This is a genomic window from Pectobacterium brasiliense (assembly GCF_016950255.1).
Lineage (GTDB): Bacteria > Pseudomonadota > Gammaproteobacteria > Enterobacterales > Enterobacteriaceae > Pectobacterium > Pectobacterium brasiliense.
This window is the reverse complement of sequence record NZ_JACGFN010000001.1, coordinates 80528-106457: the sequence shown is the minus strand read 5'-3', so window position 1 is coordinate 106457 and position 25930 is coordinate 80528. Positions and strand designations below refer to the sequence as shown.

Genomic DNA, 25930 nt, shown 5'->3' with positions numbered 1-25930 from the left:
GAGAACGTGCTAGTGCGAGTGGTGATTGGAGTTGCCGCCAGCATCCATGACGCTGCCACTGGCGCTGACGTTGCCGGAGATACTGACATCACCGCTGAGGCTGGCACCGCCGGAACCGGACATCCCGCTCTCGTAGGTGAGTTGCCCTTGCACCAGTAGCTTGCCCGTCACCGTCGTTTCTGGCGCATTAATAGTGACGCGCTGAGCGTTAACCACCACGTCAGCACCGCAGCTAATCGCAATATGCTGCACACCGCCGTTGATCGTTAACGTATGCGTTTGGCGATCGTATTCAATATGCGCGCCGTCAGCGAACGTTACCGCCCTTTTGTACTTATCTGCCAGCGTTGGCACATCGGCGGCAGAGTAAATCGCCCCCAGCACCAGGCCATCCTCGCCATTTCCGTCCAGCAGAACTTCGACCTGTTCGCCAATATCCGGCAACCAATAATCCTTATTATTCTGCGTATTGCGCTGTAATACCGGCAGCCAGGCCGTACGCAGATTGTCGCACTCTGGTAGACGAACGCGCACCATCACGCGAGCCTCATCCACCGCGCTTATCGTGCCAATTCGACGAGATAAACTCATAAGCCTATATCCTTTTTGCTCTTAACCTTCTGCGTTGTCTGGCTGCCATCCGGGTGGTAAGTCACCAGTGTTTTTCCACCATCCGATTTCCGCTTGCCCACCGTAATCGGCCCGCGAATCAACCCAATCTCCGTGGTATAACCACTGCCACGTTCCAGAGCATGGCGAGCCGATTCGATCAACCAATGGCCAGAAAGTTGGCCGAACGACACCAGTTCCACTTTATTCCCCGCCGCCAACTGCGGGCTGCCCATCAGCGTCATCGACCCCTTTTGTTGCTTTTCGTTGTGCGCATCCAATGCGGCATCCGTTTTCATCCTCGCTCCAGAAGCATCCGCCGCGCGCACGTTAACTTTCAACGTATCCGCACTGGTCTCAGCACCGGCAGACTTCATTTCGTTGTTCGCGCCACCGTTGGCTTCATAAACCATCAGTTTCTTTTCACTTCCTTTCTGATATTTCGTCTTAGCGTTTTTATAGACGTGGCTGATCGTATCGCTCAGTGAAAAACGCGCGACGTCCGTTGGCTTAATTTGCCGAACAGACGCCTGATTGCGCAGCGTTGCCAGATGGGAAAAAATCAGCTGGTCGCTGACCACTTTCACGACATAGCCATATTCACTGGCGAGCCGCTTTAGAAAAGCGACATCGGTTTCAGCATATTGCGTAACACGATCGATCTTGATGATTTGAATCTTCCCTACCAGCATCAACTGATGTTTTTTCGCTATGCGCGTCGCAATGGCGGCTAACGTCGTATCTTCAAAACCGCGGTTTGATTTGGTTCGCAACGCACGATTGACCGATGTCGCAACGCCGCGAATCATCACTTCGCTCGGCGGTGAGTTCACCTCAATTTCATCAATCGAGAAAGTGCCGCAGTCAAACAGCATTTCACCGAGATAGCCGAGCTTGAGCGATAATGTATCGCCCGTACCGGGATACCATTTATCCATCCAGCGGCCATCGGTATCATCGAGCCTGACCTCAATCGAATCAGACTCATTCTTGATGCTATCGGTATACGTCACGCTGGTAACATACGGCGCGATATCATTGGTGATGTCTTTTTGCTGATACCACAGGGTGAACGCCGGTTGCAGTACTTCCGACATCGCAGGAGCGAGCAGAGTTAGTTCTTCCGTTAACGCAGCCATGGTGGGGTATCCTCCGCTTTACTGGCCTCAGCCTGTTCAATAATCGGAATCAGCACCACCAAACCCGATGGCAACAGCGGCACGATGGGGATATGCGGGTTAGCCGCAATAATCCGCGGATAGCCGAGCGGATCGCCGTAATACCGATAGGACAAGGTATCCCAGCGTTCGCCCTGTGTAGTGATATGTTCAAGGTGCATATGCTTCAACCCTCTTCACGATTTCCGCCGTCAGTTTGCTCAGCGCAGGTTCAGCGCCTTTAAATGTGTCGCTCGCGGCCTCCACATGTTTACTGATGGCTTCCAGCTTCTCGATAACGTTTTTGCTGTCGACGCCCTGCAACAAGGTGGCAACTTGCTTGACCTGCTTCAGCATTTCATTCGCCGCTTTATTAACCGCTGTAATTTCAGGCATCATCTTCTCTGCCTGAACCGCTGCATCAGAAATAGCCTCTGCCGCTTTTTTAAACGCCGGTTCCACCTCACTTAACGGCGTCAATACATTCCCGACTTGCGTTAGTAGCCCGGGAATTTGCAACAGCGCGGTTTCGGGATTGTTCTTCATCCGTTTTACAATCTGAACGGTGGTTTTCACCGCCTTAACGGCTGATTGAGCCTTCTTGGCATACGTGACAGCCGTGCGTAGTGAAGCTGAAAAATTGCTCACTTTCTGGACCGCCTGGGTGATGGCGCTAACATTAGGAACGGGCGTCTGTATCGCCGGCGGCTTGAGCGGATTTTTCGGATCGCCAATGTATTCTCGCAGCGTTAGCGAGGCATTCATGGCTAATACGTTGCCCTTCGCGTCGGTATGTTCACTTGTCGACGTCAGTGCCGTAATCACAAACCAGCCGCGATAATCCCCATTGCCGAAGACTAACGCCATCGCCTGATGCGCCCGCATCGCCTCAGTCAACCGCTTCAATTCCACATCCGGCGTGCAGTACTGCTTGTGAAACACCAGACTAATAGTAATCTCGTCCAGCTTCGCACCGATGAATTGCAGACCGGGTTTACCTTCAATGCGGCCATGCTCGGCATAATCTGCACCGAATGACGTATTAAAGCCGTCCCAGTAGGCGGTCACTTTAAATTCAATATTTCCTAATACCGCAAACATCAGGCGTACCCCCTGCGCTCACGCTGAGTGAGCAGCTTGTTCAACATATTTTCCAGTTCATTCATGCTAAGCGTCAGCGTCTTCGTCATTTCAGGCGTTGGCGCTGCCTTCTGGCCGTTGAGATAAATGGTGGGAGAAAAAGCAACCTGAACACGCTCAGAAGGGGCAGCGCTGACTAACTTACCTTTTGCTCCACCGACAGTTGGTGTCAGTGCGACACGCTGTTGCGGGGTTGACGCAGTGTTCTCAGCCTTAGGTGATTCAATAGACGGTGTTGGTTCTAGCGACAACGCAGATACCGACGTAGGTTGCAGAACTGGCGGGGTCATAACACCGGCAGCCACAGATTGGCTGTTAGCTTCGATAGACGCGGTTTTCGAACCAATACCCAGAAAGTCTTTAACGCTATCAGGGATAAATTCGTCGATCGTTTTCAGGACATTTTTTAACTCGGGGAAAGCGCTAGTCAGTCCCTTAACCAATGCATCAATAATCACGCCACCGAGTTCACTTAAACTACCGGGAAGTTGAATACCCAATTCGCTAACGGTATCAGCGAAGATGGAATACAGCACGCCAAATGGTGACCAGTCGAGCAGTAACGCTGTAATACCCACTACACCACCGGATACCGCATTATTGAGTGCTTCCCATCCCGCATTAAAAGCCTGACTGACTTGCGACCAGAGGTTTTTAAAGAATGCACTAATCGGTTCCCAATATCGGTAAATCAGGTAAACAGCCCCCACAATTGCCGTTACTGCCAAGCCAATCGGATTCATCAGCAGCATACGTCCGAATGCTCCAACTCCACCAACCAGCCGGCTCAAAATCCCCCCAATACCTTGCAACACTCCGGTCGTTCTTAATCCCGCATTGAACAACTGCCAGCCACGCTGAACCTGCAAAATACCTTCCCAAACGCTCAGTAAAGGCGATAGCAGTGTGGTAATCCCCAGCTTCGCCCCGCTCAATGCCATTCTGAACGCGAAGAAACCGGCGACGGCCATCACGATCCCACGAACCAGTTCAGGGTTCGCCGCCGTCCAGGTCACCAGTTGATCCAGAATAGGAATCAGTATGTCACTCAAGGAAATCAATACTGGCACCAGCGCTTCCCCCACATTGAGTGCAATATTCATCACTGACGTTGTCATTCGGTTCCAGCGTGCGGTCAATGTGTCATTCTGCCGGGCGAAGTCGAGATCCAGCGTTTGCGTGGCTGCTGGGCTGTTCATCCGCTGTTGGTTCGCTTGATAGCTCTGCCAGTTCTGCTTCATCGACATCGCATGATTGACAGCTTCTGGCGTACGGAACACCTCCTGCAATCCGTAGCGCTGCATTAAACTTTGCTGTGCGTCTACGTTGCCCGCTTTACTGGCCTTATCCCATAGCTGCTGGAATTGACTACCTTTGCTGTCGATGAATCGGTTACTAATCTGAACCGCAGCGTCGTACTGTGAATACCCACCTTTCATGTAGCTTTTTAATGACGCGTTATAATCTACGCCCGCGTTGTAGTAGCTATCGGCAATGTCGGTTCGTCCCACCGAATTCATGAAACTTCCCAACCGGGCAGCCGTGTTCGCCTCCGTATCCGCGCCTTTTGTCGCGCTCAGGCTGGAAACCAACTGACTCAACGCCTGATTGCCCGTCGCCCCCATCGCCGTAAACCCTGGAGCTAGCGCAGTCGCGTATTGCGTCATCGACGCCATGGAGAAACCCTGTTTCGTGCCCGCCAGCATGCGGGAGAAGGATTCCTCCAGCGCCTTAGCACCTTTCAGGTTAAACACGTCATCTAATGTGGCCGAAAGTGCAGTAAGATCGGACAGCGCCGCGCCAGAGGCCGTTGACGTTTTCCCTAAAACTGCCGCAACATCCGTTGCCTGATCCGGTGACATACCGTAAGCAAGCAGTTGCCCGGCACTACCGAGCAATGCATCTGGCGTTTGGTTCACCTGTTGAGAAGATTGACGCAGTTTCTGCCCCATCAACTTTTCTTGCTCACTCGATATCCCATGAGCAACGCTGATGTCACGCAACTGCGCCTCAAATGAAGCATAGCGTGTGACCGACGCCACAATCGGCTTCATGACAGAATCAAACTGTGCACGCTTAGTCTGAAAATCCTCGGCGAGTTCACCCCGACGGCTACGTAGCGTTTCCTGACGTGACTGGATACTCTCCAGCCGTTCCTGATTGGTTACCAATTTACTTAGTGACTGGCTCAGTCGGGATGTCACCTGTGTGCTGCGCAAACTGACATTGCCAAAGCGCTCCAGCGACTGATTAAACAGACGCTGCCACTCCTCAGCTTGTTTGAGTTTATCGCTAAGTGGCTGCAGCGATTTTTTTGTGTCATCCAGCGTGGCGCCAAACGCCCTGCCCAGCATGACACCGTTTAAAAGCATATCCACGGTTCACTCTCATTCAGAAAAACCCCTTGCGGGGCGGATCGGAGACGGCGGCTTGCGCCGCTCCAGTTAGGTTTCCCCATCACAAACCGGGGATAAAGCGAGGAAAAGTACGGGTGATAAGCGGGAGAAGAAGACAGGTGGTGAGGGAGGAAAACGGCCAGCGTCCTGTCGCTGACCGAGTTGGGTGGATGGTGGCCTAATTAATCCTGTCAGTAATCAGTCTTCCTCACCGTTCTCACGTTTTATCTGTTCGCTGGCTTCATCCAGCCAGCGTTCAAAGTCGTCCAGTTCCAGCGCATCAATCTCACTCGGCTGAAAGTGAAACCACCTCGCCAGCAGGGCCTGCGCTTTCCACAGCAGCGCCGGCTGCGTTATCCAACCCAAGTAGCTGCTGAAATCGTTTTTGCAGCGCCATGTAGTCCTGCGCGTCCATCTCATCGATGTCTTCCGGCACCAGACCGGTCATACGCGACAGCAGCGCGTCGTCCCAGTTGCTTGGGTCATCGCTGATTTTTTTCACCGCTTTGATGTCTTTGACTTTCAGACGCTTGAGCGAAATGGACTCCACGCGTTGACCGGCGGAAGTGGTGTAAGGGAATTGCAGAGAATAGGTTTCAGTGTGCATAACGGCTCCTTAGTAAATGTCGGGAGCAGTATCGCGTGCGGCAAGGAATAACGATTTTAAAGTGAATTAGAAAACGAAAGCGGCAGGCATAAGAAAGGGGCCGAAGCCCCTTTCATTACGATAACGCGAACATTGATAATTAATGATGCAGCTCATCTTCCGCAAAGAAGCGAACAACGCAATTGCTTAGCGGGTAAGAGGTATCCGTCAGAAAGAAGCCGGCCGCTTTCTGGTTGTCATCTAAATAGGAACCATCACTTTGATCGACTTGGCCAGAAATCAAACGTGCTACCGATGATGGGTCTGCGCCAGCACGGCTCGAATACGGTAAATCAAAACCCGCTTCTTCCGCAGCATCCAAAATGTAGACATCTTCGCGGCATTGAAAATGAATATTATTTTCCAAGTCGATAATATCAAATACTTTTGCTGACATAGTCACCTCATTGATTGATAGAAACGCCCGCCTCACTCACGGGCCTGGAAGATAAATTAACCGCCGATATTGGCGCGGTAGCTGTTCAATTGATCCACACCGCCAACCATGAAGATGTTGGACAGGTAATCCAGTTCCAGCAGGTCTTCACCGTTCATCACCTGCTTGATGTAGGTGCAACTGAACGCGCTGCTAAAATCCGGGTTTTCGTGCTGCTTGAACGTGCCCAGCGGATTCTTTTTGAACATGATGGTCATGTGCGTCACCAGCGGCACTTCTTCGATACGGCCTTGAGAGCCATAACGTTCCACACTGGAACGACACTGTAGCGCCAGTGACTGGTAAGGGTTCGCCGCCGCCAGCATCGCTTCGCGGTAGAAGGAGTTCCACTTGATCTCGCCTTCCAGCTTGTCGAAGCCCGCAGGCAGTTCGATCTTGCCGACCATACCCAGCGCCTTGTGCTCCTGCATGATCATGGAGATATCCGGCAGTTTGATTTCCTGCGCACGCCCCAGCAGGTTGGTACCGTTGATGTAAATGTTGGCGTTGGTAATACGGTTTACTTCAATTTTCCCGGCCATCAGTTAGTGCCCTCCAGCGTTACCAGGTATTCCGAGGTGATCTCCGTCTCAAAGGTCAGACGCTCAAGCGGCGGCGGCGGAGTGAATTTGTAGTTAAGCAACAGGTGTCCTGCCGCCAGCTCGGTTTGCTCGTTACGCGCAGCATCGAACCAGCATTTGAAGCCCAGCAGCGCGCCGTCACCGATCAGTTTGCGACCGTAGGCGTTGACGGATTCCACCAGCGCATCGATCAGCGCCTGATTGATCGGCATGTCGATGTACTGCTGGCTGAAATAGCGGATGGATTCGTTAATCACATCGCCAGTACGACGCACGTTTTCAAAGTTCTTCATGTGCGTCACGGTTGGCCAGGCCGCGGTGCGATTGCCCCACAGGCGCAGGCCGGAGCCGTAGCTGTTGAAAATGGTGCTGATGCCCTGCTCGTTCAGCAGGTTCACTTCACTCTGCGGATCGTCAATCATCGCGGACAGCTGGCGCTCTACGCCGGTGATCCCTTTGATTTCCTGATTGGATGATGACCACCAGAAACCTTTATCCAGATCGACTTTGGCACGCAGACCTGCGGCACGCGCCGACAGCGGCTCCAGACGTTCGCTGTTGGTTTCCGCGTCGTACACTTTTACATGCGGATAGCACAGACGAGCGCGTTCAGAGCTGGTATTGAAGTTGATCGTGCCTTCCGGGCCACGGCCGCTCAGCGCCTGCGCAAAGGTGGTACCGATTGGCGCATCGATATAGGCAATCGCGCCCAGTTTATCGGCCAGCGCGATCAGCTCGGTCGTTACGCTATTTTGCGTACAGAACACCGGCGAAATCAGAATCTTGGCAAAGAAGCCGTACAGGTTGTAGGTATCATTCAGCAGCTTCATACCGGTGCGTTTGCCCGCGGCGTTGATGCTGCCGATGATGTCAGCGGCAGTCACTTTCGTCACATCAGCAAAGTCGTAAGACGCGCTGACCACAGCGGTCACATCGATGTTTTTACCCAGATTTTTCAGTACGCCGGTTTGTGCATCCAGCGTATAGTCCTGACCTTCGACAAACGGCTGACCGCCTTCCGCCGCCGTCAGCACCACTTTGGCAACCACGCGGTTCGCCAGTTGTGCCGTACCGGTCGCTTTGTCAAAGGTGACTTTTTCTGCGCTCACAGACGATTTGTGTTTCGCCGGATCCAGCACGTTGATAACCAGAACCGTACCCGCGCCATGATCGTAAATCGCATCCAGCGCCTGCGGGATGGTGTAGCCGCCGAACTGGCTGCCAAACTGTGCCGCGTCTTTTTCGGACAGGCACAGCGTAACGTCATTTACCGCACCCTGCGGCGCCGTACCAATCAGCCCAATCACCGCAGATTTGACGGTTTTCACCGGACGAGCACCGGTTTCAACTTCAATTGTTTCTACACCATGTAAATAATTAGCGGCCAAGGGTCACCTCCGTTGCGCTATCAGCCAGAACCTGATCCGCGACAGGCAGCAAATAGCCCAGCGCGATCAGCGTTTTCACGTACTCATGATCTGCCGGCAGTTCAGTCACCTGAGCGGGCCAAAGCAGAATTTCCTGACCATCTGCCAGCGTGACGCCGCTGGCGGGGCCGGTGTAGCGGTATTTCATGCGTCTTTCTCCTCATAATTAACCGTGGTAAGCAGCGGACCATCCGTCTGCTCGCGGTCTTCGATAAAAAGGGTTTCTGTGGTGCAATCGATGGCGTAATGCCAGCGTCCTTCGGTGTAACCAACGTAGCGATCGCGTACTAGCCGAATACCGCGATGACAGTCAGGCAGTCGATATCCTCCCAGCGCCTGACGGACGATATCGAGCGTGGCCAGCACGCCGTCTTCGCCATCCAGCGCCGGCAGCAGCACGGCAACCATCAGCTGTGGTCGCTGCGTCTGAACCGGAGAATCCGCATCTTCCGGTGCAGAAAATTCGGAACCGCGATACCCCACCAGTACATCGCCAGGTGTCAGGAGATCGGGGCCGAGCAGAATGTTTTCTGGGCAGGACGCAATCCGCCGTGCAGGTAAGTGCTGCTGGAGGCGGGCTATCACCGCATCGATAATTGGTCTGGTATTCATATCCGTTCACCCGCTGTATTAATGGCGCACTGTTTTGGTGGCACATCGTGTTGATGGCGCTAGTATCCGGATAATGGTTGGCTGCGGCTTTTAATCTGTTTTAGAAAAAACAGCGAAGTGATTTATTTGAAAAAAGACGGCTAATACGCTGAAAAATAAAAATTCTTTCGATAAAAAAACGCCAGCACAATCGTGCTGGCGCAAAGACAGAAGAGAACCCAATGCAATGGGATTACCGATCCCAATATTTTTCTGGCCGGGCGATGCCAACCATACCGTCAACCGCATATTCCACGACATCCACACCAAGGCGAGTAAGATTCGCCAGCCAGACGCCGCCCACCGCTTTGGTCAATACCGCCATCTTGCGATCGGCCAGATAATCCAGTGCATGACGCAGCTCCGGCTCTGAGGCATCGGCATACAGCCGCTGCATCAGCGCTAGCAGGAACATTTCATTCGCGGTGTAAGGCCGCGTTTTGTTTAATGCGATAAGCAAATGCCAACGCATTGATTCCTGTCGGATACGCTGCGTATCAGCCATGATTGCCTCCCGAATACCGCTGCTGCACCAATTCCAGCTTGTTATAAAGCGCATCCAGCTTGGCTTCGATGACCGTCTGACCACGGATGTAATCCTCACGTCGCACGTAGATCAGCGGTAAGTCAGCACGAAATTCCAGAAACTCGCGCTCCAGTCGCGTCCAGCCTTGCTCGCTCTTCTGGCGTGCATTTTCCAGGGCGGCAAAACGCTCATTCAATCGCTTTTCAATCTGCGTGAGCAGAATCCGTCCGGCGGCAAACAGGAAACTCATAAACGACAACAACAGGCCGACCAGCGACCAGAATTCCACTTCAATCTTCACGTGTTACCTCCCCTGCCCGTTGTAGCGCGTCGATGTAATCCAGCAGCGCGTTAACCTGCGCACTCAGCGCTTGATAGCGCTCTCCGTTGTCGCTGATGTTGGCGAGAATATCGCGCTGGAAGACGCCTGAAGGCTGTAATTCGGCGTCAGCGGTTGCGCCGAAAGCGGACGCTGCGCCAGTGCGGCCGGCAGCGGTGGTAATGTCTGAGGCACCATTGGCGGACAGACCGAAAGCGGCGTTGTAGTGCTGCACGAAGCCACGAGTAAACACGCACTGCACAGGCTGAACTTTGCCTTTTTCGTCAATGTATTGCTGAGTAACATGGTCGATTTTCCGTTGCAGAGCGGCGTTATCCGCCGCCAGTTTTTGACGCGCTGCGACATAGCGCTGTTCGAGTTGATTCCCACGCTCTACCTGCTGCTGGTATTGCTCCGCCGCCGCACGTAGTAGCTGGTTCTGGGTTTCGGCCTGCTGCTGCTGTAGCAAGTTGAATGCCGCCTGCTGTTTCGCCAGCTCGGTATCCCCCAGTGCCTGCGCCAGTTGATAACCCTGATGACGACCTGTCAGATAGACCGCGAGTAGCAGCACCACGACAAGCAGGACGGAGACCACCCGTGGGGAAAGAAAGGATTTCAGGCTATTGAGAAACAGACTATTCCACACAGCTCGCCCTCCCCCAGCTCAAATACCGCGGTGCCAACTGATGCAAAATGCGGTCGGGATAATGGCGATTTTCACGCCAGTTGGCGGCACTGCGTCCGGCATTGACGGTTTCCACATGATCGAACCAGCGAAGTATGTCCTTCTCAGCGATCTTCGCGCGTTGCTTATCACGCTGTAACCAACCAAGCCCGCCGTTGTAGGACGATAAGGTCATTGCCATGCGTTCGCAGTCGTTGCTGGCGCTGATTCGCGTCCACAGCCAGCGGTCGTAGCCCGTTAGAGCACGGATCGCCCAGGCGGGATTAAACGGTTGATTAGCACGAAGTTCAGGAACGATGCCGCTAAACCAGTCGGCGGTGGTCGGCATAAACTGCGCCAGCCCCTGCGCACCGACGGGTGAAACGGCCCGAGGATTCCAGCCGCTTTCCTGATGCAACTGCGCCGCAAAGTCAGCAATCGGGGCATTCATGCCCCAATCCAGCCGTGCACTGCGGATCACATCACTGCGGTACGCCTGCGCGGCACGAGGGATCGTGTCGGCGCAGACCATCGCGCTAAAAAGCATCGGGCTAACAAGCAGCGTGATGAGAAGGTGTCGCATATCACAACCCCATCGCTACGCCGATGCAAACGGCTGACACAATCAGCGCTCGTCGTAACATCGCAGCGGCAAATACGGTGTGGTGACCGTCCCGAACCGGGAAACGCCCACGCGGGACAGGTTCATCACCTTGTTCGAGGAACAGACCGGGGCGCGCTTTAGGAAACAGCGAGCGATCCAGCCAATAACCCAATACCGCAGCGAGTGAGATAAGCGAGAGCTTATAGACGGTGACGGGAAGCTGCTGCGGTGAAATCAGCCCGATAACAGCAAAGAGAAAAGCGGATGTCACAATCCAGCCGGTAAGACGCGGTTTTTTGATTTTTTTCACGATAAAGCCTCCTGATAAGAATGGAGGCCATTATCTAAAATGAGAGGGTTTTATGATTTTAAAGGAGTTTAAGTATTACTGAGGCGCGATATCACACAAAATCGCACCATTTCTACTCGTCCCCCCCTTTCTACTCTTCATACTTCACGTTACACGTGAGTAGACTTCTCTGCTGATAAAAATCATAGCCGATTATCCGTATATGACTTTTATCATCTGTTTTAGTGTCTGCTGGTCTTGTTATTGGCTAATGGCCCTGTTGTTGGCAAATGACGATGTTGCAGGCTGAAACCAGGCCGCCAGTTCCAGAATATCTTTCTCGTTTAGCGTACCCGCGGTATAGCGCAGTAATAGCCATGCCTGAAGCCAGCTGTATTTCGCTTCTGCCAGCTCTCGTCGAGCGTTATACCAATCCTGTTCGGCCAGCAAAATATCCAGATTGATACGTTCTCCGCCTGCAACACTCAACCGCGTGGCGTTGACCGCTTCTTGCGCCGACGAGGCCGTCATTTGCCAGGCCTTAATTTTCGCCGACCCGTTGTTATACAGGTTGTAGTACTTTTTCAATTCCGCCAGCGTTTTCTTGGTTTGATCGTCCAGCTCAGCCTGACTTTGCTGATATTCCGCTGCCGCCTGTCGCATAGATGCGGAGACAGAACCACCCGCGTAAAGCGGGACATTCAGTTGCAAACCGACGCTCTGCGTGTCGTATTTCTGATTGTAGTTGTATTCACTTTCCGAACGGCTATTGCGCGACGATGCTACCAGCGACAGCGTAGGTAAATGCCCGGCGCGGCTGCGTTCGATTTCATAGCGGCTGACCGCCAACCCCTCACGCTGAGTCGCCAGTTTGGCATTGTGCTGCACGGCAAGATCGCGCCACTGTGCCAGTGTCTGCTTGCCTGATTCCGCAGACGGCAGTTGAGTAAGCGCCAGAGGAGACAGCGTCGTGATATCCAGCGCCGTCCCCGTCATATTTTCCAGATCGGTGATCGCGGCATCCAGATTGTCCTGCTGCTCAATGCGCTGTGCCTCAATCAGCGTAAAACGCGCCTCCGTTTCCCGCACATCCGTTAGCGTACCTTCGCCCGCCAGCAGCAGGCGTTTATTCAGCGTCAGCTGTTCCTGATACGCCCGCTGCTGCGCATCCAGCAATTGCAGCTTTTCCTGCGCCAGCAGCGCGCTGCTCCAGGCTTGATATAACCGCACCATCAAATCCTGACTGCGATCGCGAAAACGCTGATCGGCCATCAGCGTGCGGGCAACACCCTGCTGATAACGCGCCCAGGCCGCATAGTCCAGCAGCGGCTGGCGCAGCGATAGCGTTGACGTATAGCTGTCATAATTACGTTTTAGCGTGTTACCCGTGAAACTATCCGTTTGGGTGACTTTGGAATGGCTGCGGTTCGCGTTATAGCCATACTGGAGATTGGGAAGCAGATTGGCACGCCCAATCGTCTCCTCTTCCTGACCTGCCGCATGCTCAAACCCCGCCGCACGAAACTGAGCGTCGTTACGCAGCGCCAATTCCCAGGCATCAAGGAGCCCTAATGCGTTGGCACCCGAAGAAAGCAGCCCAAACAGCACGATTATCGCGATCCTTTGCATGATTATTCTTCCGTTAATGCCAGATGCAGGCGATCCATTAAAGGCTTAAAGAGATAATTGACGAACGACCGCTCTCCGGTACGAACAAACCCTTGAACCGGCATACCGGGCTTGACTTCCAGCCCTTCCAGCGCACGTTTCCCAGCCTCATCCACCTGAACGCGCAGGCTGTAATAAGGGGAACCGTCTCGCTCATCCAGCAAGCGGTCGGCGGACAGCAGCTCGACCGTTCCCGCCACGCGCGGTGTCGTGCTCTGGTTAAACGCGACGAACTGAAGCTCAACGGGTAGCCCCGGCCACACCTTATCCACCAGTTCAACGGGCAGACGTGCATCCACAAAAACAGGTTGATCGTCCGGCACAATCTCCAGAAGCGTCTGACCCGGCGCGATCACACCGCCTTCCGTAAACACTTTCAGCCCGACCACCGTGCCGGAAACGGGCGCGCGCATCTGAATATTCGCCAGATTGAAATCGGCCTTTTCCTTCTTGCTACCCACATCACTCAGCAGCGCCCGCACGTCCGCCAGCTCGCTGTTCACTTCCTTGTCGTATTCCTGCTGGCGCTGGGCGATCAGCAGCGTTTGTTGTTCAATATCACGACGAGTACGATTAATATCCCCCGCCAACTGGGCGATATCGCCGTTAAGCTGCGCCAGCAGACGTTCGTTCTCCAGCATTTTGTTGCGCGGGACATAGTTTTCCGCCGCCAGTGAGCGCAGCCCTTGCAGCTGCTGTTCCAGCGTCTCCCGCTGTTTCTGCTTACTGGACATCACCTGACGCTGAGCGCTGAGCGATGCCTCCATCCCCGCAATGCTGGTTCGCATTCCTTCCGCTTCAAGCTTGAGTGATTGCTGACGGCTGCGCAGTAAATCACGCTGCAATGCCGTAATTACGTGCATCTCCGGCTTTTCCGCTAGCGGTTGCAGGCGAGGCGTCATCACCATGTCACTCAGGCGCTGCTGCTCGGCAAGCAGCCGACCTTCACGCGCCACCAGCTGTAAGTACTGACCATCCAGCCCTTCACTCGCCGAGCGCGCATCGACCTCATTCAGCGTTAGCAGAATCTGACCGGCCTCGACCCTGTCGCCGTCTTTCACCTGGATTTTATCGACGATGCCGCCCTGATTGTGCTGCACAACCTTGCGGTTGCCGGAAATCACGACGCTGCCATTTACCATGACGCCTTTGTCCAGCGGTGCAAACAGTGCCCACAGGAGAAAGCCACCGAACCCGGCGAGCACCAGCAACCACCCCAAACGCACGGCACGTTTTTCATCGCGCCGCGCCGTCTGGTTCATACTCTCTTCACTTATTTCTGATGCGGACATATCTTTCCCTGTATTCGTCATTCCCTGTTACGGCCGGACAGCGGCGGCAGGTGTCATTTGTGCTTGATTGGCGGCACGACGCGGCTGCAATTCGTTCAGAATGTCGCGCGCTGGCCCAAAGCGCTGTTGCTTACCCTGATTGAGCACCAGAATTTTATGCGCCAGCGTGGTTAATGCGGGACGATGCGTAATCAGTATCACCGTCGCTCCCCGCTTCTGAAGATGTGAGATCGCCTGCGCCAGCGCCATTTCGCCTTCGTTATCGAGGCTGGAATTCGGCTCATCGAGTACCAGTAGGCAGGGATCGCCATACACCGCACGCGCCAGAGCGATACGCTGCCGTTGCCCGCCCGACAGCCCGTTGCCATCAGCGCCAAGAGGCGTGTCATATCCCTGCGGTTGGCTAAGAATCATTTCGTGGACGCCAGCCAGCTTCGCCGCTGCGACAATCTTTTCCGCGTCATGCTCGCCAAAGCGGGAAATATTCTCCGCCAGCGTGCCTTTAAAGAGCTGCACATCCTGTGGCAGATAGCCCATTGCCGGGCCAAACGCCGTTTTATCTACCTGACTGAGATCGGCACCGTCCAGTCGAACCTTGCCACGCGTCGGTGTTTGCGTCGCAACCAGCAGACGTGCCAGCGTAGATTTACCTGAACCCGATGCGCCCAGAATCGCCAGCGTTTCGCCTGCCTGAAGCGAGAAATGGATATCCTGCAATCTCGATGCCCCTTGCGGCGTCTGCAATAACACATTCTCGACGCTAAGCTGGCCAACCGGAGCAGGCAGCGCCATCGCCTTCGCTTTGGGCGGATAAGCCGTCATGATACGGCTGAGTCGATACCAGGCCTGCCGCGCGCTGCTCAGCGGCTTCCAAATACCGATAAACTGATCGATAGGGCTCAACACGCGCCCGACAAGAATTGACCCCGCAATCATCATCCCCGGTGTGATTTCGCCCTTAATCGCTAACATGGCCCCCACGCCGAGCATCAGCGATTGCAGAAAAATACGCGCATGTTTTGATGCGGCCCCAACAACCGCGGCTCGCTCACTTGCCAGATTTTGCAGCGTAATAAAACGGTAGTGTTGCCCCAGCCAACGGCGGCGCAAATTAGGCAGCATCCCCATCGATTCAATGACTTCGGCATTACGCAGTTGCGTATCCGCAAGATGGGTCGCCTGTAGCGCTTCATGGTTTGCCTCTTCTAAAGGCGACGTGGTGAGATACTGATTCAGCCATGCCAGCAGCACCAGCACCACCGTTCCTCCCAGCGCCAGAAAGCCGAGAACCGGATGGATCAGGAACAGCACCAGTAAAAAGAAGGGAAACCAGGGAATATCGAAGAAGGCAAACAGCGAGTTGCCCGTAATAAACTGCCGCAGTAGCGTGAGATCGTTCAGCGCCTGACCGGCTTTGGCCTCGCCGGCCTCCAGATTGCGCTCAAATGCGGCATTGAAGACCTGCTGATTCAGTTGTAAATCGATACGGGTACCGAGCCTTACGACCACCAGACTTCGCACCCATTCGAGTGCCGCCATGAATATCCCCAGACCGGCAATCAGCAGGGTGAGCATCAGCAACGTGGTGCCATTCCCCGAAGCCAGTACGCGATCGTAAACCTGAAGCATATAAATCGAAGGCGACAGCATCAGTAGATTAACGATGGCGCTGAAAATCCCAATGCTCCAAAAGCTGCGCCGGAAAGGACGCAGTATACTCAACAACGAACGTTCCTTATTTGCTAGTTGACTCACTGCGTTTGCCTCTCCTGTCAGGGCTGTTTATGCAACGTACGTGCACTGCCATCAGGCAATATCAGCGTATAGCCCTCTTTTTCCTTGCTAAAGAACGCCACGGACTGGCCCTGTTCTTTCGTCAGCGTGATACCGTCCGGCGTCGGCCGCCATCCAGCAGGCACATCCGGCAGCAGCGCTTTTAAACACGGTGCATCACCCTCAAAGCGCCAGGTGTTATCCACTAACGGCGTATTGTGCAGCACGACCTCGCACTGCTGTTCCCCGCCACGCAATTGCCATACACCGCTGAGCTCACTTGCTGAAGGCAACTTCAAACTACTCGCCATACATCCTCCGCTTATTGCACTTAACAACGCCGCGATGATTAACTTTTTCATAGTGGCTCCAAGTCGATAACAGAAAAGGACGGGGTTTACCCCGTCCTTGCTACATCACACGATAAAATCGGTTGCCGCAGAAGGCTGACCAACAATGTGTACAACAAAGTCTGGCGTGGTCTGACCCGCAAAATTCAGCCACAGATCGGTGGTATTGCTCTCTGCATCCCAGTTAAGCAACGCTTCATTACCGAGTCCGGTGAAAGTGTTGACGAACTGCAAATCACCTTTTTGATTCAACGCTGACAGATCGATTTTGTCGATGCCGCGTTGGAAATCCGTGATGGTGTCATAGCCGTTCTTATAGGAAGAGTCGCTCGCGCTGGCATAGACAAAAATATCTTTGCCCGCACCGCCCGTCAGCGTATCTGCACCGCCGCCGCCGTAAATAACGTCATCGCCTGCACCACCGTTCAGAATATTATTTGCGTCGTTGCCGATAATAATATCGTTACCGGAGCCGCCAATCGCATTTTCGATCGTGACGCCGTGGGCGATAGAGACGTTACCTTTCAGGCCGCCAACATCAGAGAACCCGCCTTCATTCAGGTTGATACGCTGATCGTTCCTGTAACCAGAGAAATCAAACGTATCGTTACCACCTGCATCCCAAACGGAGAAAATCAGTTTTTGGCTATTGCTGGTGGTGGTATAGAAATCACGACCCGTATTGGAGTTGAAGCCGTATACCGTATCACCCGTACGCGTGTTCATGTTTGCACCGTACAGATATTGGATCGCCGTGATGTCATCGATCAGCGGACCCGCAGCATAATGCCCCTGGAAATCGCCCCCGGTGTTTTGCTCACTCCAGTAGCTCATCAAACTGAACTGGCGCGTATCTTCCGCGTAGGTCACATCGCGGTAGGTCGGGTTACCTTCACCCGCATTATAATCACCAGGGTGATTCAGGCCCAGCGCATGGCCGATTTCATGCGTCAGCGTCTGTTTGCCGTATTCCGTTGCCGGATTACGCACCGTGTCGGAGTTGTAGTTAAACCAGGCGCTGCCCGCTGCCGAGTGGTTACCCGGCATATAAGCGTAAGCCTGAGTATCGTAGTCCATCCGACCACTTGAATCACGGGTGTAGTTACCGAACGTGATAGTGGCTTTTTGGGTAGGGCTAACCTGAGTAAACGTGATATTAGCGACATCTGACCACGATTGCAGAGACAGTTTGGCTTGTTGTTCCTGGGCTGCGCTGAATTTCACAAAGCCCTGATCGCCAGAAGGGATAGACCGCACGTTCTGTAAGAACGAATAGGTCAGATTAGCGGATTTACCGAATACGTTCGTGCCATTCCAGGTCAGGCCGTCGCGGACAATTTCCTTGGCTGCCAGATCGCTTGTGAACGAGGGTTTGCCATTAAGCTGTCCATCGCCACGTGAATGGTAATTATACAGATCGTACACATCGCTATACCCCGTTCCCGCTGCATGCAATGCCGATTCTGCGGTATCCTTATCTTGAGCTCGTAAAGCCATCTTTTCTTCTCCATAAGTCTGATCGGGATGATCAGAATCCTAAATCCCTTCATGCAATCGAGGCATTGCATGTACCGCGCATAGCCGCGGTCTAATCGTCTCCTGGGTAAATAAAGCTCACTAAAAATATTTATATCCAAAAAACGCATATAAATAAAAATTATCTCTATAAGGAAATAATTAAGAAAGAACGCGAATTATTTTCGTTATTATCAAATGATAAATAATAAGGTCACGGTGACTAGTTTTTATTATTGGTATTGATGTGGACAGCAAGAGGAACGCATGCCAAGCGGCATTCGTTTTTAAACAGGAAGGAAGTTTTATTCACTGCGTTAATTTTCATCATGACACCTGTCCCTGGTTGATAAAAACCGCGCTACGTAATCACATACTTTGTCACACGTATTAACGGCATCCTTGCTGTTCCGAAACAAATCTAACAAATAAGAATAAAAAAATATAGCGCTAAATAGGGACTAATTACCCCCTTATTCGGGGGACGGATAGAGAGGAATTTGTTATGGCATGTCCCGTTGTTCAATCGGGAAGACGGGCAGCGCGGCCAGCAGCTGTGCGCCATATCCTTTGGTCAACAGGCGCCGATCGTAAATAACGATTTCACCAAAGCAGTCATGGCTACGAATAAGGCGTCCAACCTGCTGGATGAGATTAAACGAGGCGCTGGGCAAACTTTGTACGATGAACGGATGCCGTTTGAGGCTTTTTAACCATTCGCCTTCCGTCAGAATCACCGGACTGTCGATAGGCGGAAACGCGATTTTATGGATATGCACCTGAGAAAGGAGCTCCCCTTTCAGATCCAATCCTTCCGCAAACGACTGCAAACCAATCAGCACGCTAGTCTGGCCTTCCTGTACCCGCTGACGATGCAGTTCGACCAACCTGTAGCGCGGCTTGTCTCCCTGAACCAGCAGCATCAGGCGCAAATCGGTAACCTGCGTGAGAAAGAGTTGCATGGCACGCTGGCTGGCAAACAGCATCAGCATCCCTTTATGCTTATCCTGTTTTAGTTCCGCTCGGAAAAATTGCGCCATTTCAGCAATATGCTGCGCTTCAGATTCCATCAGCGGTTCATAACGCATCTTAGGTATTACCAAACGCCCCTGCTCGCGGTGGTTAAACGGAGAATCCAGCGCGATGAAGGTGTCCCCTTCCTGCTCGCTCAGGCCAGAAAGTTCCTGTATCCGTGCAAAACTGTTCAGCGAGCGTAGCGTTGCCGAGGTCATCACAACGTGCGAGACCTTCCCCCACAGTAGCCTTTCAAGCTGATCGCAGACGCGAATGCCCGCGCAGTGCAGGTGAAGATGCGGCTGGTTATCACGCATTTCTCGCGTGATCCATTTGGAAACCGGCGCGTTTGACGACTTCTCCATCGCCGCCAGCCGCCACAGTTTACTCATAGACTCAAGGTAGCCCTGCTGGCGGCTCATTTTCAGCAGTGCCTGATAGACCCTTACCACGTCATGCTTGCCGGTTTTCTCGCTGAGATCGTTAAGCATATACTCCGCCAGCGCCCGCAGCGTGTCGGTCAATTTGAACAATCGCACGCAGAGTTCACGCATTTCATCCGGCATTTTTCCCATCGCAAAGCGGTACTCGGTTTCCTGCCCGTCATGCGGAAGGAACAGCCCGCACATTTGCGAGAAAGACAGCACGCACTCGCGGATCTCTTCACAATGGCTGGTTAACCGCTCGCTGTTAGCTAGCCGTGGCGGTGATTTAGGCGCAAACTGCGCCATACATTGCCCGATAAGCTGTACCAGCTGTTCCAGTTGCGCCATCATATACGCAGGATGAATATCACCAGACATCTCCAGCGTATCGCGGGCAACGTCGGGAATGTGGTGTCCTTCGTCGAGCACCAGCAGGAGATTTTTAGGAGGAGGCAGCACCGATTCGCTTTCCATCGCCGCCATCACCAGCGCATGGTTGGTGACGACAACATCGGCCTGTTCGATCTCACGCCGTGCGGTGAAGAACGGGCACTCGCGGTAGTAATGACAGTTATGCGCGAGACAGTTCGCTTTATCCGTACTCAGCTTCTGCCACAGGCTATCGTCAATTGAATCCTGATAATGATCGCGCAGCCCATCCCAGGCATGGCCTTGAAGCGCTTTCTCAAGCCGTACACAGGTACGTTTTTCCTCCTTGCTGGCGGACATCAGCTCATCATCCAGAAAGAGCGGTAAATCCCCCTGCGCATCGGGATCGGTTGCCAGCATCGCCAGATTACGTGGGCAAATATAACGACGACGGCCAAATGCAGCGGTAAATGTCAGTTCGGGAATAAACTTCTGCAACAGCGGCAAATCTTTGCTGTAAATCTGATCCTGCAACGCCACATTCGCGGTGCTGACCACCAGCGTTTTGTCCTCCGCACGCCCTACCGCAATACCCGGAATCAGGTAAGAAAGCGTTTTCCCGACGCCAGTTGGCGCTTCAATAGCCAAATGGCGCGGGTAATCACCCGCCAGCGTTTTCGCCACTTCGGCAATCATCTGTCGCTGGGGAACGCGGGAAATAAAATCCGGGATTTGCTCTTGCAGAGCCTTATACCATTGGCCAATCTGCAATTTTATTGCGGGGGACAGCGTCATGCATACTCTGTATCTGTGTAATCTGGCTGCCATTGTCCCACAGACGCCCGGCGACGTCAGCCGATATCACGTTCGCGACAATTCTGACCTCGACAATCGTCTGCTCAGCGATTAGGGTAAACCATTATTTTTATCAAACACGTATTTTTATCAAACACGGTCTTTATCGCGAGCGGTACATTATGTCTTCAGTCCACGCCATTAACCAATCGTACTGGTTTTCGCCACGACTCCCGCATGTTGAAAGCCGCAGCACGCGCAACAGCAGCCACGCCTATAAAACACACAGCCATGCACAGTTCTCGATTGGCGCGATAGAACACGGCGAAACGCTTTGCCATTACCGCAACGACGTGCATCACTTGCAGGTTGGCGATCTGATCTTCATCGATCCTCAACAACCGCACAGCTGTAACCCGCTTCCCGGAAAAACGCGCAGTTATCACATGCTTTATCTGGATATCGAATGGTGTCTCGATCAGATCGCGGCTCACTGTGGTTATCAGGCGGAGACCTTGCATTGCAACCGTGTTGTTCTGCGCGATCCCGCACTCTTTATACGTTATCAGCACGTGGTTGATCTGCTGTATCGGGGAGACATTACATCGGCAGATAACCAGCTCAAAGCAATGCTGGAGCCCATTTGGCGACAATATTGCCAGCCTGTGCCGTCCTGTTTGCCCACCTTACCCCATCACGCTTCGCAAACTACGACGCGACACGTACGCGAGCGTCTGTTAAATAATTTGCAAGAATCACCCTCGCTGGAAACGCTGGCGGAGGAGTTAAACCTGCGACGTGAAACCATCGTGCGACAGTTTCGTCACGATACCGGCATTACACCGATGGCCTTCCTGAATAATGCCCGTATTGAGTATGCTAAATCACTGCTGAAACAGGGCACGCCGCTGGTTGATGCCAGCTATCAAAGCGGCTTCTGCGATCAAAGCCATTTCCACAAAACGTTTGTGCAATACACTGCTGCGACGCCGGGTCAGTACGCGCGATCAATATTTGACAATAAATAGCCGAACACCTTGTCTAGACTGACCTCGATTATTTATCGAGGTCAGAAATATCATGTTTATCAATCCCCTTTTTTCCGCCGATTCGCTCTTCCCCACCCACTTTCCTGCTCTGGCGCTGGCGCATTTTGTGGCGCTACTGAGCCCCGGCCCGGACTTCTTTCTGCTGACAGCCTATGCCATTCGCTATCGACTACGCGGCAGTGCGGGAATTTGTCTGGGCATTGCGCTGGGCAACGGCATTTACATTCTGCTGGCGGCGATCGGCTGGGCAGGCATTCAACATTCACCCACGCTGTTTAGACTCATCGAATTAGCCGGGGCGGCTTATCTGCTCTGGGTGGGCTATCAGTTAGTGAAAAGCCGTTCTGTGCTATCGCTACAGGCGGAACAACAGTCCGATCGCTGCCCGACGCTCCGTAAACAAATCCTGCTAGGGCTCGGCTCGGCGCTGTTGAACCCCAAAAACATGCTGTTCTACATCAGCCTGATGACCAGTATTCTTGGGCAACATGTGACACCGACGCAGCAAGTCGTCAGCGGTAGCTGGATGTTTTCTGTCGTGCTGGTGTGGGATTTGTTGATCGCCGCGCTGATCGCTCGCCCGCTGATTCAGCAGCATTTAACCCGCTGGCTGAACCCGATTGAGCGCGGAGCCGGCGTCATTCTGATGTTTTTTGGTGTGCTGCTTTTATTTCGCTAATGCGGTGTATTTAAAAAGCGCGGAGCGTTTCGGCCTTGTTTCATGGGCGGAAGGCATTATAATTCGAGGCAATTAACAAAAGGATAACCTGATGACTCTTCAAAAAATCGGCATTATCAGTCTCTTTGCCTTTCTCGCCTTAGGTGGCATGTCCGGCATGATGCTCGTGGGCTACATTATTATCGAGCACGCGGGCTGAGGCTTTCGACCCATAGCGCCCGCCGACTGCACGAACGGTGCCGCACGGAAACGCGGCAATCAGCATCGCTTTACTTAATTTGGTTGTTCAGACTGAAACGTCTGCCAGTACTTAGGAATACGTGCGAAGGTCAGTTGGAACCAGGCCGTAAACTGTTCGGGCGTCGTCGCCATCTGCTGGGCAACCTCGTCTATTGACTGGTAGGCGTAGCTCGACACTTCATCAGGATTCATCTGCGGGACGTCGTCCGTCACGCCAAAATACACATGCCCCAGCTCATGCTCAATCAGCCCGTTATCCAACAGCAAACGATAGGTCAGCGTGAACATCGGCGTCAGCGCACAGCGTAACCCCATTTCTTCATACAAGCGGCGATGTGCTGCCTGCAACGTCTCTTCACCGGGCGCAGGATGGCTACAGCAGGTATTACTCCATAAACCGCCGCTGTGGTATTTCTCCTCTGCACGCTGCTGCAACAACAACTGCTGGCGAGAGTTGAAAACATAGACGGTAATCGCACGATGTAATGCTCCTTTTACATGCGCTTCCTGCTTTTCCATTACGCCCGTTGGCCTGTCATTTTCATCAACCAGCACCACTTCAGTCAACGGCATACCCTTCTCCTGCAAGACCTGATTCTCCGACAATGATTCTGTATTACGGTCATCACAATCCGTCTCGCCGCCGGAGTTTTCGGCGGCGAGCTGAACATCATTATAGCAGGGTGAAGCTGTCGCTCTTCACACGCTGTGAATCCAGACCAATCATCACGTCGAATTTGCCGGGTTCCACCACCTGCTGCATGCGGGCATTGTAGAACTTCAGCGCGTCCTGATCGAGCGTGAAGGTGACCGTGCGGGATTCTCCCGGCTGTAGCATCACTTTCTCAAAGCCACGCAGCTCTTTCAGCGGACGGCTGATAGAAGCCACTACATCATGAAGATACAGCTGTACTACCGTTTCCCCTGCGCGACTGCCGGTGTTTTTCACCGTTACGCTGGCGTTGATCGTCCCGTTACGCTTCATGGTCTGGCTGGACAAACGTACGTCTGACACGCTGAAGGTGGTGTAGCTCAGGCCGTAACCGAACGGATAGAGCGGCCCGTTGGCCTCATCGTAGTAGTGAGACGTATATTTGCCTGGATTTTCCGGCGTGTAAGGACGGCCTGACGGCAGGTGATTGTAATAAATCGGGATCTGGCCGACGGAACGTGGGAAGGACATCGGCAGCTTGCCGGACGGGTTATAGTCACCAAACAGCACATCGGCGATCGCATTGCCCCCTTCCGTACCGCTGAACCAGGTTTCCAGTAACGCATCGGCCTGCTGATCTTCACGCACCAGAGCCAGAGGGCGTCCGTTCATCAGCACCAGAACCAGCGGCTTACCCGTGGCTTTCAGCGCGGCAATCAGGTCGCGCTGACCTTGCGGCAGTTCGATGTTCGAACGGCTGGACGCTTCATGCGCCATCCCGGCTGCTTCGCCGACTACTGCAACCACGACATCCGCCTTCTTCGCTGCCGCTACAGCTTCATCGATCATCACCTGCGGCGGACGTTTATCCACCTGAACGGCATCTTCATACTGATTCAGGAAGTCGATAATGCCTTTGTGATTACTGACGTTGGCACCTTTGGCATAGAGAATGGTGGCTTTATCGCCGACGGCATTCTTCAGCCCTTGATAAACGGTAATCGTCTGTTTCGTGACGCCCGCGGCAGACCAGCTTCCCATCGTATCGCGCTGGCTGTCAGCCAATGGCCCCACAACGGCAATCGTGCCTTCTTTCTTCAACGGCAGCGTTTGCAGGCGGTTTTTCAACAGCACCAGACTCTTACGCGCCACGTCACGCGCATCCAGACGGTGTAAGCGACTTTCCGCATTCGTATCTACCGGATCGGAACCGACTGGCCCCAAGTGACGATACGGATCTTCAAACAGCCCCATATCATATTTCACGTTCAGCACCTGGCGGCAGGCATCGTCAATCTCCTGCACGCTCACCGCGCCGCTTTTCACCAGCTCAGGCAGATAGCGTACGAAATACTCGTCGCTCATGCTCATGCCGATACCGGATTTAACCGCCAGACGCGATGCATCACGCGGATCGCTGGCCACACCGTGCTTAATCAGCTCTTTAATCGCGCCGTGATCGGTAATGGTGATGCCTTTGAAATTCCACTGATCGCGTAGAACGTCTTTCAGCAACCAGCTGTTAGAGGTCGCGGGAGTACCGTTGATTGAGTTCAGCGCGACCATCACGCCGCTGCTGCCCGCATCAATCGCCGCTTTGTAAGGCGGCATATAGTCCTGGAACATGCGCTGAGGGCTCATGTCCACGGTGTTATAGTCACGTCCGCCTTCCACCGCACCGTAGAGTGCGTAATGTTTTACGCTGGTCATCAGCGAGTGGCGAGCGGTTACATCATCGCCCTGAAAGGATTTGACTACCACACCGGCAATTTTGCTGGTCAACCAGGTATCTTCACCGAAGCCTTCCGACACACGACCCCAGCGCGGATCGCGGGTAATATCCACCATCGGCGCCCAGGTCATGTTCAGGCCGTCTTCCGTAGCTTCATACGCCGCTACACGCGCACTTTTCGCAATCGCGTCCATATCCCAACTGGAGGCCAATCCCAGTGCGATAGGGAAAATGGTGCGCTGGCCGTGTACCACGTCATAGGCAAAAAACAGGGGAATCTTCAGGCGGCTGAGTTGCATCACCTGATCTTGCATCGCACGGATGTCCGGGCGGGTCACCGTATTAAAAATCGCGCCAACCTGGCCGTTTCGGATCATTTCCCGAATGGCTTCTTTGGGGTTATCCGTCCCAACGCTGATTAATCGGAGCTGGCCGATCTTCTCTTCCAGCGTCATTTTTTTCAGCAGATCCGTGACAAACGCATCACGTTGCTGATGTGAAGGCGATAGTGAGGTCAGCGCAGACGTCAGCTCCTGCGCAAACGCCGGATTACAGGCAAGTCCAATTGCTATAGTCAGTGAAGTAAGCCATTTCATTCGTTATAAAGACCCAGTCAATCCAGGCGTCAGAGCAGAACAGAATAAGGCGCTGAAGCACAAGACAGGTTGAAGATTCCGACGGTCACATCCCTTCTCTGACAAGGCGAAAAACACCTTCTCCTGCCTTAAGCGAATAAGGCTTCCCGATAGTGGTTGCCGCACCGACGCACTCAAATGCACAGCGCGTAATATAGTGCATTTATTGAGGTTTCATTTAATAAAAACTGCAAGAATAATGCTAAACGATACGCATAATTCACATTCCTCATCTTCCGTTTGCATCATCATCCCGCCAGCAGCGTTGGCTACAGGACGCATTAGCGAAAACCTGGC

General features: G+C 53.4%; 27 protein-coding genes. 3 read left to right on the top strand and 24 right to left on the bottom strand.

Annotated features, from left to right (window positions below; all coding sequences use genetic code 11):
* Nucleotides 1-9 precede the first annotated feature (9 nt).
* From H4F65_RS00525 to dinG, 22 genes are all read right to left on the bottom strand, one after another.
* Nucleotides 10-591 carry a phage baseplate assembly protein V gene (locus H4F65_RS00525; RefSeq protein ID WP_010286899.1) on the bottom strand — a complete coding sequence of 194 codons (582 nt, stop codon included), beginning with the start codon at nucleotides 589-591 and terminating at the stop codon, nucleotides 10-12.
* Nucleotides 588-1748, bottom strand: a complete 1161-nt coding sequence (locus H4F65_RS00520; protein ID WP_010286896.1) for a phage late control D family protein — start codon at nucleotides 1746-1748, stop codon at nucleotides 588-590. Before H4F65_RS00520 ends, H4F65_RS00525 begins: the two co-directional genes overlap by 4 nt.
* Complete coding sequence (locus H4F65_RS00515; protein ID WP_010286893.1) at nucleotides 1736-1948, bottom strand: tail protein X; 213 nt, start codon at nucleotides 1946-1948, stop codon at nucleotides 1736-1738. Before H4F65_RS00515 ends, H4F65_RS00520 begins: the two co-directional genes overlap by 13 nt.
* Nucleotides 1938-2867 (bottom strand): phage tail protein, encoded by a 930-nt coding sequence (locus tag H4F65_RS00510; RefSeq protein ID WP_010286890.1) that lies wholly within the window; start codon nucleotides 2865-2867, stop codon nucleotides 1938-1940. Before H4F65_RS00510 ends, H4F65_RS00515 begins: the two co-directional genes overlap by 11 nt.
* Entirely contained in the window at nucleotides 2867-5278 is a 2412-nt protein-coding gene (locus H4F65_RS00505) for a phage tail tape measure protein (RefSeq protein ID WP_010286888.1), read from the bottom strand. The genes H4F65_RS00510 and H4F65_RS00505 overlap by 1 nt, the downstream gene beginning before the upstream one ends.
* 310 nt (nucleotides 5279-5588) lie before the next feature.
* Nucleotides 5589-5909: a phage tail assembly protein gene (locus H4F65_RS00495; protein ID WP_039287185.1), complete on the bottom strand. Its 321-nt coding sequence runs from the start codon at nucleotides 5907-5909 to the stop codon at nucleotides 5589-5591.
* A 139-nt stretch (nucleotides 5910-6048) separates the two neighbouring features.
* Complete coding sequence (locus H4F65_RS00490) at nucleotides 6049-6345, bottom strand: 2Fe-2S iron-sulfur cluster-binding protein (RefSeq protein ID WP_010281047.1); 297 nt, start codon at nucleotides 6343-6345, stop codon at nucleotides 6049-6051.
* Between the two features lie 56 nt (nucleotides 6346-6401).
* Complete coding sequence (locus H4F65_RS00485; protein WP_010281046.1) at nucleotides 6402-6926, bottom strand: phage major tail tube protein; 525 nt, start codon at nucleotides 6924-6926, stop codon at nucleotides 6402-6404.
* The gene (locus H4F65_RS00480) at nucleotides 6926-8353 is read right to left on the bottom strand and encodes a phage tail sheath subtilisin-like domain-containing protein (RefSeq protein WP_010281043.1); all 1428 of its coding nucleotides are present in this window, start codon (nucleotides 8351-8353) and stop codon (nucleotides 6926-6928) included. The genes H4F65_RS00485 and H4F65_RS00480 overlap by 1 nt, the downstream gene beginning before the upstream one ends.
* Entirely contained in the window at nucleotides 8343-8540 is a 198-nt protein-coding gene (locus tag H4F65_RS00475; protein WP_010281040.1) for a hypothetical protein, read from the bottom strand. Before H4F65_RS00475 ends, H4F65_RS00480 begins: the two co-directional genes overlap by 11 nt.
* Nucleotides 8537-9004 (bottom strand): Gp37 family protein, encoded by a 468-nt coding sequence (locus H4F65_RS00470; RefSeq protein ID WP_010281037.1) that lies wholly within the window; start codon nucleotides 9002-9004, stop codon nucleotides 8537-8539. Before H4F65_RS00470 ends, H4F65_RS00475 begins: the two co-directional genes overlap by 4 nt.
* 232 nt (nucleotides 9005-9236) lie before the next feature.
* Nucleotides 9237-9548 (bottom strand): hypothetical protein, encoded by a 312-nt coding sequence (locus H4F65_RS00465; RefSeq protein WP_010281036.1) that lies wholly within the window; start codon nucleotides 9546-9548, stop codon nucleotides 9237-9239.
* Nucleotides 9541-9870 carry a hypothetical protein gene (locus H4F65_RS00460; protein ID WP_010281034.1) on the bottom strand — a complete coding sequence of 110 codons (330 nt, stop codon included), beginning with the start codon at nucleotides 9868-9870 and terminating at the stop codon, nucleotides 9541-9543. Before H4F65_RS00460 ends, H4F65_RS00465 begins: the two co-directional genes overlap by 8 nt.
* Nucleotides 9860-10534: a hypothetical protein gene (locus tag H4F65_RS00455; RefSeq protein ID WP_010281031.1), complete on the bottom strand. Its 675-nt coding sequence runs from the start codon at nucleotides 10532-10534 to the stop codon at nucleotides 9860-9862. Before H4F65_RS00455 ends, H4F65_RS00460 begins: the two co-directional genes overlap by 11 nt.
* A complete protein-coding gene (locus H4F65_RS00450; protein ID WP_010281026.1) occupies nucleotides 10524-11135 on the bottom strand; it encodes a transglycosylase SLT domain-containing protein in 612 nt (203 codons plus the stop codon). The genes H4F65_RS00455 and H4F65_RS00450 overlap by 11 nt, the downstream gene beginning before the upstream one ends.
* Before the next feature lies 1 nt (nucleotide 11136).
* Entirely contained in the window at nucleotides 11137-11466 is a 330-nt protein-coding gene (locus H4F65_RS00445) for a putative holin (protein ID WP_010281025.1), read from the bottom strand.
* A gap of 240 nt (nucleotides 11467-11706) precedes the next feature.
* A complete protein-coding gene (locus H4F65_RS00440; RefSeq protein ID WP_010281022.1) occupies nucleotides 11707-13074 on the bottom strand; it encodes a TolC family outer membrane protein in 1368 nt (455 codons plus the stop codon).
* A 2-nt stretch (nucleotides 13075-13076) separates the two neighbouring features.
* Nucleotides 13077-14405, bottom strand: coding sequence for an HlyD family type I secretion periplasmic adaptor subunit (locus H4F65_RS00435; protein WP_039320667.1), 1329 nt, complete (start codon nucleotides 14403-14405; stop codon nucleotides 13077-13079).
* 27 nt (nucleotides 14406-14432) lie between these two features.
* Nucleotides 14433-16160: a type I secretion system permease/ATPase gene (locus H4F65_RS00430; protein WP_039320664.1), complete on the bottom strand. Its 1728-nt coding sequence runs from the start codon at nucleotides 16158-16160 to the stop codon at nucleotides 14433-14435.
* Between the two features lie 17 nt (nucleotides 16161-16177).
* Complete coding sequence (locus tag H4F65_RS00425) at nucleotides 16178-16489, bottom strand: protease inhibitor Inh/omp19 family protein (RefSeq protein ID WP_010281012.1); 312 nt, start codon at nucleotides 16487-16489, stop codon at nucleotides 16178-16180.
* A gap of 105 nt (nucleotides 16490-16594) precedes the next feature.
* On the bottom strand, nucleotides 16595-18025 hold the full coding sequence (locus H4F65_RS00420) for a serralysin family metalloprotease (RefSeq protein WP_010281010.1): 1431 nt from the start codon (nucleotides 18023-18025) through the stop codon (nucleotides 16595-16597).
* Nucleotides 18026-18546: 521 nt separating this feature from the next.
* Nucleotides 18547-20646, bottom strand: a complete 2100-nt coding sequence (gene dinG / locus H4F65_RS00415) for an ATP-dependent DNA helicase DinG (protein WP_010281007.1) — start codon at nucleotides 20644-20646, stop codon at nucleotides 18547-18549.
* A 182-nt stretch (nucleotides 20647-20828) separates the two neighbouring features.
* Here dinG and H4F65_RS00410 point away from each other — a divergent pair, with 182 nt between their 5' ends.
* From H4F65_RS00410 to H4F65_RS22210, 3 genes are all read left to right on the top strand, one after another.
* Complete coding sequence (locus H4F65_RS00410) at nucleotides 20829-21674, top strand: helix-turn-helix domain-containing protein (RefSeq protein WP_010281002.1); 846 nt, start codon at nucleotides 20829-20831, stop codon at nucleotides 21672-21674.
* 52 nt (nucleotides 21675-21726) lie between these two features.
* A complete protein-coding gene (locus tag H4F65_RS00405) occupies nucleotides 21727-22374 on the top strand; it encodes a LysE family translocator (RefSeq protein WP_010281000.1) in 648 nt (215 codons plus the stop codon).
* Nucleotides 22375-22465: 91 nt separating this feature from the next.
* Nucleotides 22466-22573: a membrane protein gene (locus H4F65_RS22210; protein ID WP_010280997.1), complete on the top strand. Its 108-nt coding sequence runs from the start codon at nucleotides 22466-22468 to the stop codon at nucleotides 22571-22573.
* A 74-nt stretch (nucleotides 22574-22647) separates the two neighbouring features.
* On the opposite strand, the gene idi is transcribed toward H4F65_RS22210, so the two are convergent.
* Together idi and bglX are read right to left on the bottom strand one after the other, a co-directional pair.
* Nucleotides 22648-23187 carry an isopentenyl-diphosphate Delta-isomerase gene (gene idi / locus H4F65_RS00400; protein ID WP_010280994.1) on the bottom strand — a complete coding sequence of 180 codons (540 nt, stop codon included), beginning with the start codon at nucleotides 23185-23187 and terminating at the stop codon, nucleotides 22648-22650.
* A 100-nt stretch (nucleotides 23188-23287) separates the two neighbouring features.
* Nucleotides 23288-25594 carry a beta-glucosidase BglX gene (bglX, locus tag H4F65_RS00395; protein WP_010280991.1) on the bottom strand — a complete coding sequence of 769 codons (2307 nt, stop codon included), beginning with the start codon at nucleotides 25592-25594 and terminating at the stop codon, nucleotides 23288-23290.
* Nucleotides 25595-25930: the final 336 nt, after the last annotated feature.